Here is an 18,465-nt window from a genome sequence, read left to right on the forward strand (position 1 = left end):
GAACCACAATGCATCTCGCCATCTATCTGCCGTTGCTCTTCCCGCTGCTGGCGGGACCCGCCGCCCGGCCGCTCGCCGACCGGCTGGAACCGCGGCTGGCCACCTGGGTGCTGACCACGGCTTCCGTGGTGCTGGCCGCGGGCAGCACCACGGTGCTCGGCCTGCTCGCCCTCGCCGGCCTGGTGCACATCCCGAGGGTCGCCGAACTTGCCGATCTGTCACCGGCCGTGCTGGGGCGCGACGATCCGGCGTGGGTGTCGGTGGCCTGGTTCGCGGCCGCGGCGCTGCTCGCCGTCGCGGTGGTCGCGTCCCGCTTCCTGGTCCGCCGGGTACGGGCGGTGTGTGCGGCCGTCCTTGCGTCCGCGTGCTTCCCGGGCCAGGATCCGCTCGTGGTGATGGAGGAGCCGGCCGCCGACGCGTTCGCCATGCCCGGACTGCCCGGCCGCATCGTGGTGTCGACGGGCATGCTGGCCACACTCGACGACACCGAACGCGCCATCCTGTTCGCGCACGAGCGCAGCCATCTGCGCGCCCACCACTATCTTTTCGCCGCAGCCGCCCAGCTGGCGGCCGCCGCCAACCCTTTGGTGCGACCGCTGGCGGCGCAGGTCTCGTACACGGTGGAGCGCTGGGCGGACGAGGACGCCGCGGACGCGACCGGTGACCGCCGCCGGGTGGCGGTCACCGTGGGCAAGGCGGCGCTCGCGACCAAGCGCTCGGGCGGTCTGCGACGCCTGTCCTCCACGGCCCTGGGAATCCTCGGCCGCCGGGGCGGGGAGCGGGTCCGGCTGGACGGGGCGGGGCCGGTGCCCCGGCGGGTGGCCGCCCTCCTGGCCCCCGTACCGGCCGGCGGGAAGTGGCGGGCGGCAGCCACGGCCGCCTACCTCGCGGCCGCGGTCCTGTGCACCGTCGAAGCCGCCCAGGATCTGCACGAGGTTCTGGAGCGGGCCCGGGGAGGCTGAACGGTGCGCCCGTCGGACCGTCCGGTCAGCGACTGCTGAAAAGGCCGGGCAGGGTCATGGGGAGCTTGACCACACGAGTCGGCGGTTTCGGGCCCCTGTCCTGGAGTTCGGCGGCCAGTTTCCGGATCGCGGGGAGGCGGGCGAAGAGCGCCTCGCCCGGGCAGTTGGTGGCGTAGCCGTCACGATGCCCGGAGATGGCATAGAACTTGGCCGAAGTGCCTTTGGGGAAACGGCTCTTGTCATTCGTGGACGTGAGTCGCACCTTGCTGCGGGGGTCGACGCCGCGCAGGCCGAGTTTCCAGGCGGCGAGGGCCGCGATCGCATGTTCCATGGGGGCAGGCACCGCCGTCCCCGGCCCGAAGGTGCCGATCGCCGCGATCCCTGCGGTGCCACGGTTGAACCCGATGGTGTGGGATCCGACAACGGGGCGGTCGGCGCCGCCGGCACGGCCTTCGTAGATGGTGCCGCATCGGTCGACGAGGAAGTTGTAGCCGATGTCTCCCCATTGCTGGTCGTGGGTCTGGCCCGTGTAGAGATTGCGCAGGGTACGCGGCACGTCCGCGCAGTCGTATCCATTGGGGGTGTCGGTGTGGTGGATGAAGATCGCCGTGACACCGTCCGCATAGTGGGCGTAGCGGTCGCGCTGCGTCTCGTCGGCCCGCCACTGCGCACGGGACACGATGGTGGGCCGAAGCGCCGCATGGGGGAAGGTCACGGACATCGTCCGGAGAGCACGGACCGAACGGGCGGAATCGGCAGCCGGTCCCCCGAAGACTCCGGTCCGCAGCCCCGAAGCAGATCGTCCCGCCGCCCCGCCGCCCCCGGTACCGGCCGTCGTCATCCCGGCCAGTGCCGCCACCAGCGGAACTGCCACCACGGAAGCTTTGACACACGGCGATATGCGGTACAGACGCACAGGAACCTTCCTTCACTGTCGCCGAGCGGCCGGCGAGGTGCGTACCTCGACAGCTTTGCCGCAGATGGTTCGCCGTGCGCGCCGGACTACTGCAGACAGGCGACCGTGGCAGGGGTGTGACGCGCCTGCTGCGGGCGGCGGCCATCGGCAGCCGGAGGGCGCACTGCCGGTACGGCCCGGCACCCGGATGGACGCGTTGCTCGCTCTGTTCGGCCTGGTGAACAGCCCTCCTCACGCGTCCCTGTGCCGGCCGAGGGTCTGGCACAGGAGTGCTCGGCAGTACACAGGAGGCGGAGCCCCCGGCGGAACGGCTCGTCCGTCAGGGCGAGTCGTTCGGCTTCGGGAGCTCCGCCGTCCGTTCGGTAAGCCGTGCGCGCCGTCGCGTCAGCCGGCCTTCTTGACGAACTCGGTGGTGTACGTCTTGTCGAGGTCGACCTCGGCGTTCTTCAGGTTCGGGTTGAAGGCCTTCAGAACCCGCTCGACGGTGGCGGGGCCGTCGGCCGGCATGACACCGTCCGTGGTGAACATGGGCAGCGTGTTCTTGATGGCCTGGGCATAGAGCGCCGTGCCACCGCCCTGCGCGTAGTCGGCGGGCATCTTGGCCGCGATCTCGTCCGCACTGTGCGTGGACATCCACTTCAGAGTCTTGACGAAGGCGTTGGCCAGCTTCTGGACGGTGTCCTTGTGGCTGTTGACCCACTCGGTCTGCATGTAGAGGCTGGAGGACGGGTAGAGCCCGCCGAGCGCCTGCCGGGACCCTTCGGGGGTCCGCATGTCGATGAGGATCTTGCCGAGCTTCTTGTCCAGGATGGTGGCGACGGTCGGGTCGGTGGTCATACCGCCCTGGATGGAGCCTTGCTGAAGAGCGGAGATGAAGGTCTGTCCCGCCCCCACCGCGACCGGCGTGAACTGGCTGGTCTGCACACCGTTGTTGACGGCGAGGTACTTCGTCAGGAAGTCGGTCGAGGAGCCGATGCCCGTCACGCCGAGCTTCCTGCCCTTGAAGTCCTTCGGCGACTTGATGTCGTCCGCTGCCTGGTTGGAGACGATCTCGACCTCACCCGGGGCCTGTGAGAACTGGACGACCGACTCGACCTGCTTGCCCTTCACCTGGAGGTCGAGGGTGTGGTCGTAGAAGCCCACCGTGCCCTGCACATCACCGGAGACCAGGGCCGTCTCGGCCTGAACACCTGCGGGCTCGGTCAGGAGCTGGACCGACACGCCTTCGTCCTTGAAGTAGCCCAGTCGTTCGGTGAGCATCGCGGGCAGGTAGATGACCTTGTCGAGGCCCCCCACCATGATCTTGACCTTGTCGTTCTTGCCGTCGGAGGCGGAGGTGGAGTTGTCACCACAGGCGGTCAGCGTGGTCAGGGCGAGTGCGCCGGCGACGGCGACAGCCGGAATCCGGGTGAATGTACGCATCTGGTTCACGTCCTTGTGAAAAAACAATCGGATGTTCGGATGGCTGGCAGACAAACTCGGGGCGTCAGCGTGCGGCTTCGGCGTCAGCCGGCTTCCAGCGGAAGAGCCGCTTCTCGAGGAAGGTCAACAGGCCTTCGGCCAGCAGCGCGACGACCGCGAGGATGACCATGGCGGCGTAGACACCGGCGGCGTTGAAGGTGCCCTGGGAAGCGGCGACCAGCAGCCCGAGCCCCTTGGTGGCACCGATGTACTCGCCGACGATGGCTCCGATGAGCGCGAAGCCGAAGCTCACGTGCAGGCTGGTGAAGATCCACGACGTGGCCGAGGGAATAACCACCTGGAAGGTGACCTGGCGATTGCTGGCTCCCAGAATGCGGGAGTTGGCGACGAGGTTGCGGTCCACCTCCCTGGCGCCCTGGAAGGCGTTGAAGAAGACGGGGAAGAAGACCAGGACGACGGCGGAGGCCACCTTCGAGGCCGGGCCGAGGCCGAACCAGATCAGGAAGATCGGGGCGAGCACGATGCGCGGCAGGGCGTTGAGCACCTTGATGTACGGGCCGAGGACATCGGCGGCGAAGCGGATGCGGCCCAGCGCGATACCGAGCAGCACACCGGCGATCACACCGATGACCCAGCCGAGCAGTGCTTCGTAGAGCGTGTACCAGATCTGCTCCCACAGAGAGCCCTGGGCGGTGCCGTCGACGACCCAGGCGCGGATCTGGTCCCAGATCTTCGAGGGCATGGAGAAGTTGAACGGATCGATGACCGCGGTCCGCGCCAGCCACTCCCACAGTCCGACGACCGCGAAGAGCAGGGCGACCCGGCTGCCGAGCACCAGGAGCCTGCGGTTGCGGGTGGCCCGCGCCCGGGCCCGGGTCCGCTCGGTCTTGGTGACGGTGGCGTTCGCGGTGATGGTTTCAGGCGACATCGAGGGCACCCCTCTCGCGGGTGATGCGGACCTCTTCGCCGAGCGAGGACCAGATCTCCCGGTAGATCTCGAGGAAACGGGGCTCCAGACGGACCTGTTCCACCTTGCGGGGGCGGGGCAGATCGATCTCGAAGACCTCCTTGACGGTGGCCGGCCCCGCAGTCATGACCACGACCTTGTCGGCCAGCGCGATGGACTCCTCCAGGTCATGGGTGACGAAGACGACGGAGGCGCCGGTCCCGGCCCACAACTCCAGCAGTTCGTCCGACATCAGGGCCCGGGTCTGCACATCGAGTGCGGAGAAGGGCTCGTCCATGAGCAGGATCTCGGGGTCGTTGACGAAGGTGGCCGCGAGTGCGACACGCTTGCGCTGGCCGCCGGAGAGCTGGTGCGGATAGCGGTCCTCGAAGGAGGAGAGGCCGACCCGGGCCAGCCACTCCCGGGCGCGCTCCTTCGCCTCGGGCTTCGGCACGCCCCGGAAGCGGGGGCCCGCCATCACGTTGGACAGCACAGTGCGCCAGGGGAAGACGGCGTCCTGCTGGAAGACGAATCCGACCTTGTCGCCGATGCCGCGCACCGGCTCACCGGCCACCAGCACCTCTCCCTCGGTCGGCTCCTCCAGGCCGCTGACCAGTGTCAGTGTCGTCGACTTGCCGCATCCGGTGGGTCCTACCACGGCGACGAACTCACCGCGCCCGATCGTGAGGTCCAGATCCCGTACGGCGGTGTGGAGCGCCCCCGACGGAGTCCGGAACGCTTTGCTCGCCCCCCGCAACTCGATGGCGGGGCTCGTTTCGCTGTTCATGAGGCGGGACGCTAGGTGCGGCCCGGGCACCACGGCACCCTTGCGCTCACAACTCCTGCTTCTGCCCATAACCTGCGGTTCTGCTCGTTCTGCTCACGCGGACAGAACGAATGCGCAACGAGGGCTGGTCAGAAGCGGCAGCGGCATTTACGTTGCGTTCACAGACGGCAAAACGGAGCACCCAATTCCAAGGCGACGGAAGGCAGAGGGCGAGCGCATGCGGATTCACTGGCCCCGCCGTGTCTTCGCCCAGGTCCTCCTCACACAAGTGGCCATCACGACCGGGGTGGTCATGCTCGTCACCGGCCTCTTCCTCGCCCCTCTCAGCCACCAGCTCGACGACCAGGCGATGCGTCAGGCGCTGTCCATCGCCCAGACGACTGCGGCCGAACCCGAACTGGTACACAATCTGACGACCACCGAGCCCAGCCCCGGCGGCCCGGTACAGGCCGAGGCCGAACGGATCCGGCGGGCCACCGGGGCCCTCTACATCGTGGTCATGGACACCCGCGGGGTCCGCTGGTCGCACACCGACACCGACCAGATCAGCAAGCACGTCTCCACCGATCCCAGCACAGCCCTGGCCGGCCGGGAGATCATGCAGATCGACGACGGAACCCTGGGCCGCTCGGCACGCGCCAAGGTCCCCCTCCGCGACGGGCACGGGACCATCGTCGGCGCCGTATCGGTGGGCATCGCCTACGACAGCGTCCGCGAGCGGCTGCTCGGAACCATTCCCGGACTTCTGCTCTACTCGGGAACCGCTCTCGCCGCAGGCGTGCTGGCCGCCCTGGCCGTCTCGCGACGCCTGCAACGCAGCACCCACGGGCTCGCCTTCGCCGACATCTCCGCGCTGCTGGACGAGCGCGAGGCCATGCTGCACAGCATTCGCGAAGCGGTGCTCGCCCTCGACGCCGGCGGGCGGATCCGGCTGCTGAACGACGAGGCGCAGCGCCTTCTCGAGGTGACGCCGGACGCCGTCGGCCGCGCGCTGAGCGAGGTACTGCCCCCGGGCCGTACGACCGACGTGCTGGCAGGACAGGTCGACGGCACGGACCTGCTCACCGTCTGCAGGGGTCGCGTACTGATCGCCAACCGCATGCCGACCGGTGACGGCGGAGCCGTGGTCACCCTGCGTGATCGCACCGAACTGGAGCTGCTCGGCCGCGAACTGGACACCACACACGGCCTGCTCGACGCGCTCCGTGCCCAGGACCACGAACACGCCAACCGGCTCCACACCCTCCTCGGGCTGCTGGAGCTCGGCAGACACGATGCGGCGGTGGAATTCGTCGCCGAGGTCGCCCACGGCCACCGGGCATCGGCGGAGCAGGTAGCGGAACGCGTCAACGATCCGCTGCTGTCCGCACTGCTGGTGGGCAAGTCGGCCATCGCGGCGGAGCGGGGCGCATCCTTGCGCATCTCCCCGCACACCCGGCTGCCCGACGTGGTGGTGGACCCGCGCGATCTGGTGACCGTCCTGGGCAACCTGATCGACAACGCACTGGACGTCGCCACCCTCATCGAGGTGGAGCTCCTCGCGGAAGGCACCACAGCGGTCCTGCGGGTCAGCGACAACGGTCCGGGCGTGGCTCCCGAGATGCGCGAACAGATTTTCACCGAGGGCTGGTCCACCAAGGAGTCCCCCGCGCATCGGGACCGTGGACTCGGTCTGGCGCTGGTGCGCCGTCTCGCGGAGCGTTACGGCGGCGTCGCCCGCGTCGGTGCCAGGGCCGGCGGTGGCGCGGTCTTCACCGTTGTCCTGCCCGAGACACTCGCCGTCCGGCAGTTGACCGAAGTGGGAGAGTTGCAGTGATCGACGTTCTGGTGGTGGACGACGACTTCCGGGTGGCCGAGATCAACGCGGCGTACGTGGCCAAGGTGCCCGGCTTCCGTGTCGTCTCACGCGCGCACACCGCCGCACAGGCGCTGTCCCTTCTGGAGCGCAACCATGTCGACCTCGTACTTCTCGATCACTATCTTCCCGACGAGACGGGACTGACGCTGGTACGTCGGCTGCGCCAGCTCGGCCATGCGGCAGACGTGATCATGGTGACGGCGGCTCGTGACGTCACCACGGTGCAGACCGCCATGCGGTACGGCGCCCTGCAGTACCTCGTCAAACCGTTCAGCTTCGCCGGTCTGCGGTCGAAGCTGGAGAGTTACGCGGCCCTGCGGCGCACCCTCGAAGGCGTGGGCGGCGGCCGGGGCGAGGCCGGGCAGGAACAGGTCGACCAGATCTTCGGGGCGCTTCGCACTCCGGAGGCGGCCGGCACGGCCGGGCTGCCCAAGGGGCACTCCGCACCCACCGCCGACGTCATCCGCCACGTCCTGTCGGCGGCCGACGAACCGCTGTCCGCACACGAGGTCGCCGTCCGCGCCGGGTTGAGCCGCTCCACCGCCCAGCGCTACCTCAAGTATCTGGAGAGCGCGGGCCGCATCAGTCTCAGCCTCAAGTACGGCGACACCGGCCGTCCGGAACACCGCTACGCGTGGGCCAAGGCCGACTGAGGGCCAAGGGGCGCCGGAGGCCTCCGGCGTGCCGACGGCACCCGAGGTCCGGCGCACCCCGTGCCCGATCGCGTCCCGGTCCGAGGAGTCCCGGGCCGGCTAAGGACGCTCGAGCCAGCCCCGGACGAATGCCGCCTGGCCGGCATGCTGCAGGTCGTCCGCGATGACGCTGATCAGCCGGACACCCAGAGTGACCGGCGGCGACCACGCCTCGTCCACGATGCGGTCCAGGGATCTGCCGTTGAGCCCACGGATGAAGCCGATGCTCTGCTCGTGGACGGCGTCGTGGTATCCGAGCAGCAGCTCCGGCGAGCCCACCCGCACGGCCGCGACCTCCGCGCTGGTGTGTCCGTAGCCGGTGGCTCCCTTCTCGAAGGGAAGGTCGTAGCGGGAGGCCCAGTCCTGGGAGATCCAGATCTGCTCGACACCGGCCGCGTCCGAGACATGGTCGTCCTGAACCCGGGTGAGGTGCCAGACCAGCCAGGCGATCGAATTCGCGCCTTCGTCGAGCCGCACGTGCAGGTCGTCGACGGTGAGACCCTCGACCGCCGCGTGCACCGATTCCTGGATGCGTGTGAAGGCATCCATCAAAAGGTCTGCGCTGTTCATGCGATCACCATCGCCGCTCCCCCACCGGGGTTCTGCCACCGACACGCGCCGCACACCCCGTCCGCCCCTGGGACCGACGCACGCAGCCGGCCGGCGCAGACCGCCCGTCAGCAGTGCCGCCCGTACCGGCGACGAGGACACCGGTTCGCACCGCCGCCACCGTGTGGATCCGCGCACAGGAAGCCGATTCCCATGCCGAGCAACCAGGTGTCCTTGGCCAGCGGGATGCCGTTCGGGGTCGGGCACAGACTGCCGGGCTCCCGCATTCCGGGAAGCCGGAGGTACAGGCCGACCAGTCCCGCGGAGAACCCGGTCAGTGCCAGTCCGGCCAGACGGGTCGGAACGAAGGGAACGAGCAGCGCTCCGCCGACCGCGATCTCCGAGCACGCGAGCAGCCGGGTGAAGCGCTGTGCGTCCATCTTCTTCAGGAACGGATAGGCGGCGCAGGCCATGCCGTGCACGCCGGCGGCCGTCTCCTCGTCCGCCCTCAGTTTGCCCAGCCCCGAGTGCAGAAAGAATGCACCGGTGGCCAGGCGCGGAGCCACGTCGCGGGCTTCGAGTCTCACTGCCATGGGAGCCTCCGTCGATCCGGTACCGGGCCCCTCGTCGGCCTCCGTCAGAAGGCCCCGGGGCGTTTTGCGGAGAGCACCGGGGGAAGCCGCTCTCAGGGACGCGGTCCTCATCGGCCTCGACCACCTCTGCGCCGATGATCTGCAACGAGAACACCGTGCAGTGCAGGACCGTGCCATACGGGTACGTACCGCCACCGGCACCGAGCACGAGTTGACGGCCTCCGTACGTGCCGGGACTCCGCGCTCGGTCCGCCCCGGCATCTACGGAGGTCCTACGCCCCGCCACCGCCATCCGACCCGGGAGCGTCAGGCCGTTGCGACGCGGCTTCCGGGTCGGCGGTCACTCTTCGCGTTCGTATTCGGCTTGGGCTACTTGTTCGAGCAGATCCTTCTGCGCGGAGCTGTAGATGTCGCGGACCAGCCGTTGGGCGGTCTCCGGCTTGATGCCGTCGCTGTTCTTCACAAGCTCCTTGGTCCAGGTGTCCACGGATTTTTCCATGTCGACCTTGCGGTCGCCGTGCATGACGGCCTCCCTATGATGCCGCACCGGGATAGAGGATCTGTAGGGGAGCACTCGGCTGCACAGCCCCTTACTCATGGCGGGCAGGGCAGCCGCGTTCGGCGCGGCATGTGTCGCTCATGCTCTCGCCTCCATCCTCCTGGGCCCAGGGCTGCTCGCAACCCGGGCCGGTCGCCCCGGACCGCGCGGCCTTGGCCCTACGAGCACGTCTCACCGCGACACGCGGGACACCCGGTTACCGCTTACTATGGCGTGGCGGGTGTATGGGATTTCGGGTGCGGACCGCTCATGTGTGCGGCACCCCGGACCGGACATCCAGCGAGAAGCACCCCATACCGGAAACCCCGGCCCGATTCCGACGGGCCGGGGTTTCCGTACTGCGGGGGTGGTTCTTGCTGTTACCTCTTGTCGTGTCGGTCTTCGATTACCGGCCGCCGCCGCCGCCGAAGCCGCCGCCGCCGCCGCCACCGAAGCCGCCACCGCCGCCACCGTAACCGCCGTCGTCGTAACCGCCGCCGCCGTAGCCGCCGCCATAGCCGCCGAAGTAGTGGTCCTTGACCACTCGGAAGCTGGCTACGACGCCGTTACGGACCTTTACGCCGCCGTGGACGAAGCGGGTCTTGACGCCGGTGCTGGTGCTCCACGGGCCGACCGTGGCGACGGGGGCACCGTTGTCGCAGGTGGCACCGCGGAAGACCTCAACGGTGTGCCGGCTGTCGTTGCGGACGTTGAAGGACTTGGAGCCCAGGCCGCTGACGACCGTGATGCAGCCGTCGGGGTGGGCGGAGTAGGAGCGCTCGTTGAGGAAGATTCGCCCCTCATAGTGGTAGCCACCGCCACCGCCACCGCCGTAGCCACCACCTCCACCCCTGCCCTCGTTGCCCTTGCCTTCGTTACCCTTTCCGCTGTCGCCACCGAGGGGAGTCTCGGCGGAGCCGGCCTGCTGGACGGAGGGGGCGGCCTGAGTGGTGGATCCAGCAGCCGCGTAGCTGATGCCGGTGGCGGCGAGGGCCGCGGCACCTACTGCGGCGGCAGTCACTGCGAAGGTACGCGTAGTCATGTCACTTCTCTCTGTCTCAGAGACATCGGCTGTTCTGCCGATCTGCGGACGAACATACCGATAATCCTTTTATCTCCAATAACGGACACGCCGAAGATGTCGCAGAAAGAATTGACCGAACATGCGGGCGATGCGTGCCGCATGTCGCGTGACGGCCCGGCATCCGGCGCATTCCCCTGACGCCTTCTCACCACCCCATGCGGTTGCCAGATGTGCGCTCGTCCTGTCGCGTCCACGTGTCCGACGCAGTCGCCCGCCCTCACCGACCGGAGCGGCGCCGGCGCAACAGCCGGCCGGACCGCCCGATCCGCGGCGCCGCCGCGGCGTGCATCGCCCGCTCACGGCACTGACCGCAGGCCGTATCCCAGCGACAGTCACGCACCCCCTCGCACCCCGTGGTCTCAGGGGCGTGGTGTGCCCATCGCCAGCCGGTGCAGTCGGGCCTCGCCGAAGCCGTTGGTCCCCCACAACTGGGTTTCGCACAGATGCAGTTGTGGATCCGTGGGGGTGAACGGCGGAACGGTGACCCGGATGTTGCCGAAGAAGGCGAGGGCAGGTGGGGCAGCCCCGATGTCCACCCGCGGTTCCCCGAGCGCGGCGGCGCCGGTCGACCGCAGACGGACGTGGTTCCAGATACCGGCGGACCGGTCGTGCACGGCATCCGGTCCCGAACTCCAGCCAGCCACAACGGTCGAGGCCGGTGCCGGAGCCACGCGGCAGCCGCAAGCAACGCCCGTACCACCAGGAGCGATGCAACAGGGCGTCCGGAACACGCGGTCAGCCCGTTGGCCGGCGCACCTGTATTACCTCGCGGTGGATGGCCCATGCGTCCGCCACCGGTCCCACGTGCCCGAGCTTGTCCGGGTTGATCACCGAGCGGATCGCCTGGATCTGTCCGTCGAATACATCGAGGGCCAGGGTATGAAGCACGTTGCCGTCCCGGTCGCGGAAGATCGCGCCCGGCTGGCCGTTGACCTCGTGCGGCTCGAACGTCACGTCGATCCGGGCCAGCCGGGGGAATACGAAGGAAAGCAGCCGGGCCACACGCTCGACGCCGATGACGGCCCTGGCCAGCTGCGGAGCCTTGCCGCCGCCGTCGCCGACCATCGACACGTCGGCTGCGAGCAGTTCCTGCAGGCCGGCGACGTCGCCTTCGCGGAGGGCGTCGAAGAACCGCGACGCCAGCTCCTCCCGCTCTTTGCGGGCCGCCTCGAAGCGCGGCCGCCCGGCCTCCATATGCCGCCGCGCCCGCACCAGCAACTGCCGGCAAGCCGCCTCGGACCGCCCGACCGCCGTCGCGACCTCGTCGAACCCGAAGCCGAACACCTGCCGCAGCACAAACACCGCCCGCTCCAGTGGGCTGAGCCGCTCCAGCAGAAGCAGCGCCGCCATCGACACCGAGTCGGCCAGCTCCACCGACCGCGCGGGGTCCTGATACGGATCGCTCAGCAGCGGTTCGGGAAACCACGGGCCCACGTATTCCTCCCGCCGCACCCGGGCAGAACGCAGCACATCGATCGAGATCCGCGTCACCGCGGCCGACAGAAAGGCCTTCGTCGACGACGGCCGGGTCGCCGAGCCGTCGAAGCGCAGCCACGTCTCCTGCACCGCATCCTCGGCCTCACCCACACTGCCCAGAATCCGATAGGCAATCGAAAACAGCAGCGGCCGCAGCTTCTCGAAATCCTCGACCTTGCTCACGCCAACTCCCCTCCCTCTGAGGCCTTCCCGCCTGGCCGCACTCGTCGGCACAGGCAGCTACGTGTGCTCAGCTGGACCGCCCGGGGCCGGATCAATGCCCCCTGGGCCGGTGGCCCGGAGCCCGCAGCCCGACCCTGCAGCCGGGCCTGCCCGGTGATCCAGGATCGCAACGCGGGCGGAGGAGCGTGTCGATGACGAGGTGGATGCCGCGGGCCGCGATGTCGCGTGCCACCTCGCACGGGTCGAGCGGCCCGCAGACCCCGGGCCAGTTGCTGATGCCGTTCAGTGGAACTGCCCGGGCTCGTAGGTGCCGGCCGGCTGCCGGGTGATGACGTTCAGCCGGTTGACCATGTTCATGAAGGAGACCAGGACCACCAGGGCGGTGAGCTGCTCCTCGTCGTAGTGCTTGGCGGCATACGCCCACACCTCGTCAGTGACCCCGCCGGCCGCATCCGCAACCCTGGTCCCCTCCTCCGCCAGCCCCAGCGCGGCGCGTTCGGCCTCGGTGAAAACCGTGGCCTCCCGCCACGCCGCCACCAGGTTGAGCCGCACCGGGGTCTCGCCGGCAGCGGCGGCCTCCTTGGTGTGCATGTCGATGCAGACGGCACAGCCGTTGATCTGGCTCACGCGCAGCGCCACCAGCTCCTGAGTCGCGGCCGGCAGCGGCGACTCCTTGAGCGCCTTGCCCGCCGACATGACGTACTTGAGGGCCTTGCCGGCGGTCGGGCCGGCGAAGTAGTCCAGTCGCGCGTCCATGGTGTGCTCCTCTGCGGTCGTCAGTGGCTACACCTCCTGAGACGGGGTAGCCCGAACCCCTGTGACATGGATGAATGTGACCTGCGTCTCCCGGCGGTCGGCGCACGTCTGCCGACGAGTTCGCCGTCACGCGCCCCACCGTCCACGACACCTCGACAAATCCCTGCCCCGGCAGGCATTCAGCCGTGGCAGCGACGCCGCGAGCTCTCGCCGCGGACCATGCAGACGCCGACCTATGAGGGTGCACGCCGACAAGGGCCGGCCTTCGCCGGCGCAGCAGTGGCCTTCATCTGCCAACTCCGCCTTGCCGCGGGTTGAGTTGCCTCAGCGTGCGCCCTCGTCCCTTCTTCACCATCTGTTCCACTGGCGGATCCTCCCAACCGCCTCCCTCCTGCACGGAGTGGTGCGCCGATCACAGTGCAGGATTCCTGATCCCGGAACGAGATGGAAATGTCATGGCCATGCAAAATTTGCCATCAACGATCTACCCGCATAGACCTCGTGGCGTCATCCTGGTTCCGCACCCTCGACCGCACCTCCGGCAGGTTCCCCGTCCCGGGGAGTCGTGACACCGTAGGCGCACCCCCGCACGTCGCCGTCAGATGTCCCATGTGACAGGAGAGGACGAGTAAATGAGGATCGTGACAAAGGCGTTGGCCACGGCGGCTGCCGCCGCTGCGCTGACAGTGGGGGGCCAGTTGCCGACCCAGGCGGTGGTGGTTCCCGAGCACGCGGTGATCGTGTGCCAGAGCGCGAGTTTCTACGCGAACTATGACAGCTCCTCAGGGCCTTCCGGACTGGTCCGGGTTCTGTCGTACGGCGACAAGGTCGGCCACACCCGCGGCGCCCACCCCGTCTACAACGGCTGGGCCGCCACCTTCGACTTCGGCCCGAACGACTGGGGCTACGTCCGCCAGGAGTGCCTCGGCGGCTACGGCTCCTGGTAGATCGCCGCGCCCCTACCGCACTGCCCCTCGCACACCGATCTCACGGAAGGAACGGTCATGCCCGCACTCCGAACCGCCCGAACAGCCGTGACCGCGGCGGCTCTGGCAGCAGGCCTGCTGCTGGCCGCGGCACCGGCCCAGGCCGCCAACGGCACCGTCGGACAGCGCGAAACCGTATGCGCCCAGGACCTGTTCGTGCGCACCGATCCGGGCGGCGCCTGGATGGGGACCCTCTACAAGGGCCAGACCTTCACCGTGGAGAGCAAGCAGAGTGGCTGGGCCTACGGGTTCGCCTACGGCGACATCAACCGCCACGGATGGGTCCAGGACGGCTGGTTCTGCTGACCACGGTCCGACGGTCGCTTCCCGCCCCGGGGCCGGCAGGAACCTGACCGTCACCGGAGCGGGTACCGTACCTGCCGTCATGGCCGGATGATCGTGTTCATGTCCGCAGCCGTTCCGGACCGCCCCCGGAAGACGATTCCGTCCTGGGCCCTTGTCGGCCGGCAGGACAAAACGATCAACCCGGACCAGGAACGCTTCCAGGCCGAGCGTGCCGGTTCGCACACGGTGGAGATCGACTCCTGCCATGTGTCGCTGATCGCGCACCCCGACGCTGTCGCCGACCTGATCCTCCAGGCGGCCGAGGCGTCCCGCTCCGCAGCCGCGACGTCCCTCGCGACCACCGGGTCCGCGGACGGCGCACGCGCCGAGGCCGGCATCGCCGGAGCCTCTCTGGTCGCAGGCGTCGGTGCCGTGCTCCTCGGCCGCCGACTGCGACGCCACTCCCGCTGACATCAGGCGCCCGGCAGCTCCTGTTCGGCCCAGATGGTCTTGCCGGCCTCCTCGTACCGCGTGCCCCAGTGCCGTGCAAGGGAGGCCACGAGGAACAGGCCGCGTCCGCCCTCGTCCTGGAGGCGGGCATGGCGCAGGTGCGGGGCGGTGTCGGCGTCGTCGGAGACCTCCACGGTCAGCGTACGGTCGAGAATCAGACGCAGCCGAATGGGGCCCGTCGCATGGTGGATCACGTTGGTGGCGAGTTCGCTGACCACCAGGTCGGTGAAGGGGGTTTGTTCTTCCAGCCCCCAGTGCTCCAGCCGGTCGCGCGCCGCTCTCCGGGCCTTGCTGACCGAGAGCGGCTCGGGCGGGAAGGTCCAGGAGGAGATGTGGTCCGGGTCGAGGCAGCGGGTCCTGGCCACGAGCAGCGCCGCCCCGTCCTCCGGGGTGCCGTGCCGCACCACTTTGTAGGCGACCGAGTCGCAGATGTCCTCTGGGGCCGTCGAAGCGTCGCCCACCGTGTCCCACAGGCGGCTGAGGCGGGCGTCGGCCTCGGCCGGATGGCGGCCCGTGCTGCCGTCCGAGTAGAGGGACAGCAGACTTCCGGCACGCAGTTCGGTGAGGAAGAGTTCGTACGGTACGCCCCGGCCGAGCGGTGCCCCCCGCGGCACCTCCAGCCTGCTCACCACGCCCTCGGGGCTGGTGAGGAGAGGGCTGTCGTGTCCCGCTGAAGCTGCCGTGCACCGCCGGGTGATCGGGTCGTACATCAGGTACAGGCATGAAGCGGTGAACGGCGGACGCCCGTGGTGCAGGGTCACCGGATCCGCATTCTGCTCGCGCGCCATTCTCTGGGCGGCGTCGTCGAGGTGCGTCAGGAGCTCGTCGGGAGGCAGATCCATCGCGGCAAGGGTTGAGGCGGCGGTGCGCAGCCGCCCCATGGCCACGGACGCCTGGAGCCCCTCCCCGGGGACGTACCCGATCACCAGGCCGACCCTGCAGCTGGACAGCGGGAGGACGTCGAACCAGTGGGCGCCGTAACGCCCGGGCCGATAGCAGTGGGAGGACTCCAGCGCCGCCGTCTCGGGCGGTATGCGCGGCAGCAGGCTGCGCTGCAGCGTCGTGGCGACCGTGTGCTCGCGGACGAAACGGCGCGCGTTGTCGATGCACACCGCCGTGCAGCCGGCGAGTTGCAGGGCCAGTGACATGTCCTCCTTGTCGAAGGTCCGGTGGTGGGAGCCGCCCCGGTAGAAACTGGCCAGGCCCAGCACGAGCCCGTGCACGGTCAGCGGCGCCACGATGAGCGACTGCACGTCCGACCGGGCGATGAACTCGGCGCGCGTCGGGTCGTTCAGCAGCCATCCGCCGGCCGAGGACATCGATTCGACCAGCCGCGGCCGCAGATCGGCCAGTGCCTGCGTGTACGGCGTGGGGGATGCGAAGTGGCTGGGCGCGCCCACCGGGTAGGCGCCGTAGCGCCCCTCACCCGCCTTGAACGCGGCGCGCCGCATCGGCAACCGGACTGCGACCGGGCCCACGGGGGCGTCCCCGGTGAGCACGGACTCCAGCAGGTCGACCGCGACGGCGTCGGCGAAGCCGGGGACCGCCATCTCGACGAGTTCCTGTGCGGTCCGCAGCGCGTCCAGGGAGCTGCCGATCCGGGAGCGCGCGATGTTCAGAAGATCCAGTTCCTTCTGTCTGCGGACCTCCTCCGTGACGTCGTGGAGCATGGCGGCAGCGCCGATGGACCGGCCGTGGTCCTCCAAGGGATACCCGGTGACGACGAACTCGTGCCGGTGCTCCGGATCGGTGGCCGGATACGCGGACATCCGGCGATCGACCACTGCGGCACCGGTCTCCACTACTTCGCGCATGATCGGCGAGAGCGGGAGTCCGGAATCCAGGTCCTGGACACCGACCCCGATCACCCGATCCGAGGGCAGACCACGCAGGGCCAGGATGACGGGGTTGGCCCGGACGATGCGCAGGTCCGCGTCGTAGACCTCGAGACCGGCCCTGGCGTGATCGAAAAGGGCCCTCTCGACGTTGCCCGCTCCGTCCGGCGCGTTTGTGCCGGTCATGGGCCGGATCGCCGGTGTCGTCGTTCACACGGCATGGTCGACTCCGTTTCTCATCGACATAGACCAGTTAACCCACCGATCGGCCCACCTCACCACCGGGAGCGCCGGCCCGCGGGCGGTGGCGCGGTGTCCGGTCTCCGCGACGTCCGGGCCCCACGGACCAACGTCCGGTCCCTCGGACCTGTCGCCGAGCCTGGCCTGGCGGAAATCATGTGAAGCCTGTGGTGGTGGCAGGTGATCACGACACCCCCGGTGCACGGCCTCGCACCGTGCGGGGGTCACGAGGGTGGCGAACCGATGACACGTCTCGTCAACGGACCTTCCCACCGAGTTCGGCCACCTGCGCTTCGCCACCTGCTACGACCTGCGCCAGGACCACGCGTACTACCGGCCGGCGCAGCGCTTCTGCCCCCTGCACAGGGAAGGCCCTGCCTGTCAGTTGATGATGGGTGAGGCGATGACGACGGTGACGTCAGCCGTCTCGGGGCCCGTGCGGTAGACGTGCGGGGCGTCTCCCGCGAAGGCGAGCAGATCGCCGGAATGCAGCTCCGTCGGCGCTTCAGCAGGTCCGGCGGTGAGCCGGCCGGAGGCGACGAGGAGGTGCTCGATGGTGCCGGTCGCGTGCGGTACGCCGTCCAGTTCCGTGTGCGCAGGCATCCGGAGCCGCCAGATCTCCAGGCTGTTGCCGCTGCTGATGCGGCGCAACAATTCCCTGCCCACGTCGCCGTCGGCCAGGTCCGTACCGGGTACGAGCACCGGACCTGGATCGGTGTCGCGGGCCAGCAGGTCGGTCAGCGGGATGCGCAGGGCGACCGCGAGCGCGTCCAAGGTCTCGATCGTGGGATTGCCCTTGCCGGCCTCCAGTTGCGACAGCGTGGCCTTGCTCAGTCCTGCCCGGCGGGCCAGTTCCGCGCCGGTCATGCCGCGCTGCTCACGGCGCCGACGGATCTGCGCCCCCACCGCCACCGCGGTACTGCTGGCCGGCCGCCGCTCACCCGAGGGGGCTGCCATCACCGCTCCCGGTGGGTCGCGTTGTAGGAGACACGGATCCGGCCCTTCTTGACCTTCAGCGTCGGCAGCACCACGTCGACCAGCTCACCGAGGCTGCGCACGTGCGTTCCTCCGCACGGCGCGGCATGCAGGCCGGCCACGTGCACGACACGACGCGCTTCGTCGTCGTGCTCCCAGGTGACGGGCAGATCCTGCGCGATGACCTCTGCGACCTTCTTCCGGAGCGCTTCGGTGGCCTCCTCCCGGCCTTCGGGGGTTTCCAGCCGGGCATCCGGCTCCGGCGCGGTGAACTCGATCCGTGACTGATTCGGGAAGTGGTTGTTCGCGGCCGGCACCCACCCCTGCGCCCGGCCGGCCGCCTCGACCAGATGCCCGGCCGTGTGCAGCGCGGCATGGGTCATACGCGCCGCGATGTCGATGCGGACCTTGACCGGCTGCCCTACGGACAGAGCCGGCAGGGCGTCGTCACCGGAGGCGATCGCCACGATCAGTGCGGAGTCGTGGTCCCGCACCGGCACGATCTCGTGGTCGTCCACCCAGCCTCGGTCGGCCGGCTGTCCCCCGCCCTGCGGGTGGAACAGGCAGTCCTCGACGGCCACCCACGGTGAGCCGTCCCGCTCCCCCAGGGCGATCACCCGTGTGTGGGCCCGCTCCTGGTAGGTGTCCGCGTAGTACGAGTGGACCTGCATCGCGCCTCTCCCATCGCATTGTTTGTCAAACGTTGAGTTCACTATAACGAACGCCATGTTCGAGTCCTCCTCCTGCTGCGGAGGCTGGTGCAGACAGCTTCCCCGTGACTGCTACGTCGCACCCCCGTGCACACCGGCTGCGCGGATCCATGAACTGCCCGAGGTGGCATGTGCGGTTCGAGTCGCGGGGTGAGGACGATC

At 69.2% G+C, this 18,465-nt stretch carries 20 protein-coding genes; 6 read left to right on the forward strand and 14 right to left on the reverse strand.

All coding sequences use genetic code 11. The annotated features are described in order from the left end of the window. Positions 1–8 precede the first annotated feature (8 nt). Entirely contained in the window at positions 9–962 is a 954-nt protein-coding gene (locus tag OG878_RS04075; protein ID WP_328885464.1) for a M56 family metallopeptidase, read from the forward strand. 25 nt (positions 963–987) lie between these two features. Here the strand turns inward: OG878_RS04075 and OG878_RS04080 are convergent, their stop codons facing one another. The 4 genes from OG878_RS04080 to OG878_RS04095 form a co-directional block, all read right to left on the reverse strand. Beyond that, positions 988–1,683 carry a peptidoglycan recognition protein family protein gene (locus OG878_RS04080; RefSeq protein WP_328885465.1) on the reverse strand — a complete coding sequence of 232 codons (696 nt, stop codon included), beginning with the start codon at positions 1,681–1,683 and terminating at the stop codon, positions 988–990. Between the two features lie 579 nt (positions 1,684–2,262). After that, positions 2,263–3,300, reverse strand: a complete 1,038-nt coding sequence (locus OG878_RS04085) for an ABC transporter substrate-binding protein (RefSeq protein WP_328885466.1) — start codon at positions 3,298–3,300, stop codon at positions 2,263–2,265. A gap of 64 nt (positions 3,301–3,364) precedes the next feature. Continuing rightward, entirely contained in the window at positions 3,365–4,228 is an 864-nt protein-coding gene (locus OG878_RS04090) for an ABC transporter permease (protein WP_328885467.1), read from the reverse strand. Continuing rightward, on the reverse strand, positions 4,218–5,033 hold the full coding sequence (locus OG878_RS04095; protein ID WP_030973163.1) for an ABC transporter ATP-binding protein: 816 nt from the start codon (positions 5,031–5,033) through the stop codon (positions 4,218–4,220). The genes OG878_RS04090 and OG878_RS04095 overlap by 11 nt, the downstream gene beginning before the upstream one ends. Before the next feature lie 217 nt (positions 5,034–5,250). Here OG878_RS04095 and OG878_RS04100 point away from each other — a divergent pair, with 217 nt between their 5' ends. Then, positions 5,251–6,849 (forward strand): sensor histidine kinase, encoded by a 1,599-nt coding sequence (locus tag OG878_RS04100; protein ID WP_328885468.1) that lies wholly within the window; start codon positions 5,251–5,253, stop codon positions 6,847–6,849. Further along, complete coding sequence (locus OG878_RS04105) at positions 6,846–7,544, forward strand: response regulator (RefSeq protein ID WP_328885469.1); 699 nt, start codon at positions 6,846–6,848, stop codon at positions 7,542–7,544. The genes OG878_RS04100 and OG878_RS04105 overlap by 4 nt, the downstream gene beginning before the upstream one ends. 99 nt (positions 7,545–7,643) lie before the next feature. Here OG878_RS04105 and OG878_RS04110 read toward each other — a convergent pair whose 3' ends face one another. The 7 genes from OG878_RS04110 to OG878_RS04140 form a co-directional block, all read right to left on the reverse strand. After that, positions 7,644–8,153 (reverse strand): mycothiol transferase, encoded by a 510-nt coding sequence (locus OG878_RS04110; RefSeq protein ID WP_328885470.1) that lies wholly within the window; start codon positions 8,151–8,153, stop codon positions 7,644–7,646. Positions 8,154–8,260: 107 nt separating this feature from the next. Continuing rightward, the gene (locus OG878_RS04115) at positions 8,261–8,725 is read right to left on the reverse strand and encodes a MauE/DoxX family redox-associated membrane protein (protein WP_328885471.1); all 465 of its coding nucleotides are present in this window, start codon (positions 8,723–8,725) and stop codon (positions 8,261–8,263) included. A gap of 340 nt (positions 8,726–9,065) precedes the next feature. Then, a complete protein-coding gene (locus tag OG878_RS04120) occupies positions 9,066–9,248 on the reverse strand; it encodes a hypothetical protein (protein ID WP_328885472.1) in 183 nt (60 codons plus the stop codon). A gap of 421 nt (positions 9,249–9,669) precedes the next feature. Further along, positions 9,670–10,305 (reverse strand): hypothetical protein, encoded by a 636-nt coding sequence (locus tag OG878_RS04125; RefSeq protein ID WP_328885473.1) that lies wholly within the window; start codon positions 10,303–10,305, stop codon positions 9,670–9,672. 401 nt (positions 10,306–10,706) lie between these two features. Then, on the reverse strand, positions 10,707–10,961 hold the full coding sequence (locus OG878_RS04130; RefSeq protein WP_328885474.1) for a hypothetical protein: 255 nt from the start codon (positions 10,959–10,961) through the stop codon (positions 10,707–10,709). A 121-nt stretch (positions 10,962–11,082) separates the two neighbouring features. Further along, positions 11,083–12,006, reverse strand: a complete 924-nt coding sequence (locus OG878_RS04135) for an RNA polymerase sigma-70 factor (RefSeq protein WP_328885475.1) — start codon at positions 12,004–12,006, stop codon at positions 11,083–11,085. Between the two features lie 282 nt (positions 12,007–12,288). Beyond that, the gene (locus OG878_RS04140) at positions 12,289–12,762 is read right to left on the reverse strand and encodes a carboxymuconolactone decarboxylase family protein (RefSeq protein ID WP_328885476.1); all 474 of its coding nucleotides are present in this window, start codon (positions 12,760–12,762) and stop codon (positions 12,289–12,291) included. Positions 12,763–13,394: 632 nt separating this feature from the next. Between OG878_RS04140 and OG878_RS04145 the strand changes: the two genes are divergently transcribed. The 3 genes from OG878_RS04145 (at position 13,395) to OG878_RS04155 (ending at position 14,504) form a co-directional block, all read left to right on the forward strand. Then, the gene (locus tag OG878_RS04145; RefSeq protein WP_328885477.1) at positions 13,395–13,709 is read left to right on the forward strand and encodes a hypothetical protein; all 315 of its coding nucleotides are present in this window, start codon (positions 13,395–13,397) and stop codon (positions 13,707–13,709) included. A 57-nt stretch (positions 13,710–13,766) separates the two neighbouring features. Continuing rightward, on the forward strand, positions 13,767–14,054 hold the full coding sequence (locus tag OG878_RS04150) for a hypothetical protein (RefSeq protein WP_328885478.1): 288 nt from the start codon (positions 13,767–13,769) through the stop codon (positions 14,052–14,054). 99 nt (positions 14,055–14,153) lie between these two features. Next, entirely contained in the window at positions 14,154–14,504 is a 351-nt protein-coding gene (locus tag OG878_RS04155; RefSeq protein ID WP_328885479.1) for a hypothetical protein, read from the forward strand. Positions 14,505–14,506: 2 nt separating this feature from the next. Here the strand turns inward: OG878_RS04155 and OG878_RS04160 are convergent, their stop codons facing one another. From OG878_RS04160 to OG878_RS04170, 3 genes are all read right to left on the reverse strand, one after another. Further along, positions 14,507–16,564, reverse strand: a complete 2,058-nt coding sequence (locus tag OG878_RS04160; RefSeq protein WP_328885480.1) for a SpoIIE family protein phosphatase — start codon at positions 16,562–16,564, stop codon at positions 14,507–14,509. Positions 16,565–16,999: 435 nt separating this feature from the next. After that, the gene (locus OG878_RS04165; protein WP_328885481.1) at positions 17,000–17,575 is read right to left on the reverse strand and encodes a helix-turn-helix domain-containing protein; all 576 of its coding nucleotides are present in this window, start codon (positions 17,573–17,575) and stop codon (positions 17,000–17,002) included. Next, complete coding sequence (locus OG878_RS04170; RefSeq protein WP_328885482.1) at positions 17,575–18,264, reverse strand: metal-dependent hydrolase; 690 nt, start codon at positions 18,262–18,264, stop codon at positions 17,575–17,577. The genes OG878_RS04165 and OG878_RS04170 overlap by 1 nt, the downstream gene beginning before the upstream one ends. Positions 18,265–18,465 lie beyond the last annotated feature (201 nt).

Origin of the sequence: Streptomyces sp. NBC_00316 (assembly GCF_036158715.1) — a bacterium.
Classification (GTDB): domain Bacteria; phylum Actinomycetota; class Actinomycetes; order Streptomycetales; family Streptomycetaceae; genus Streptomyces.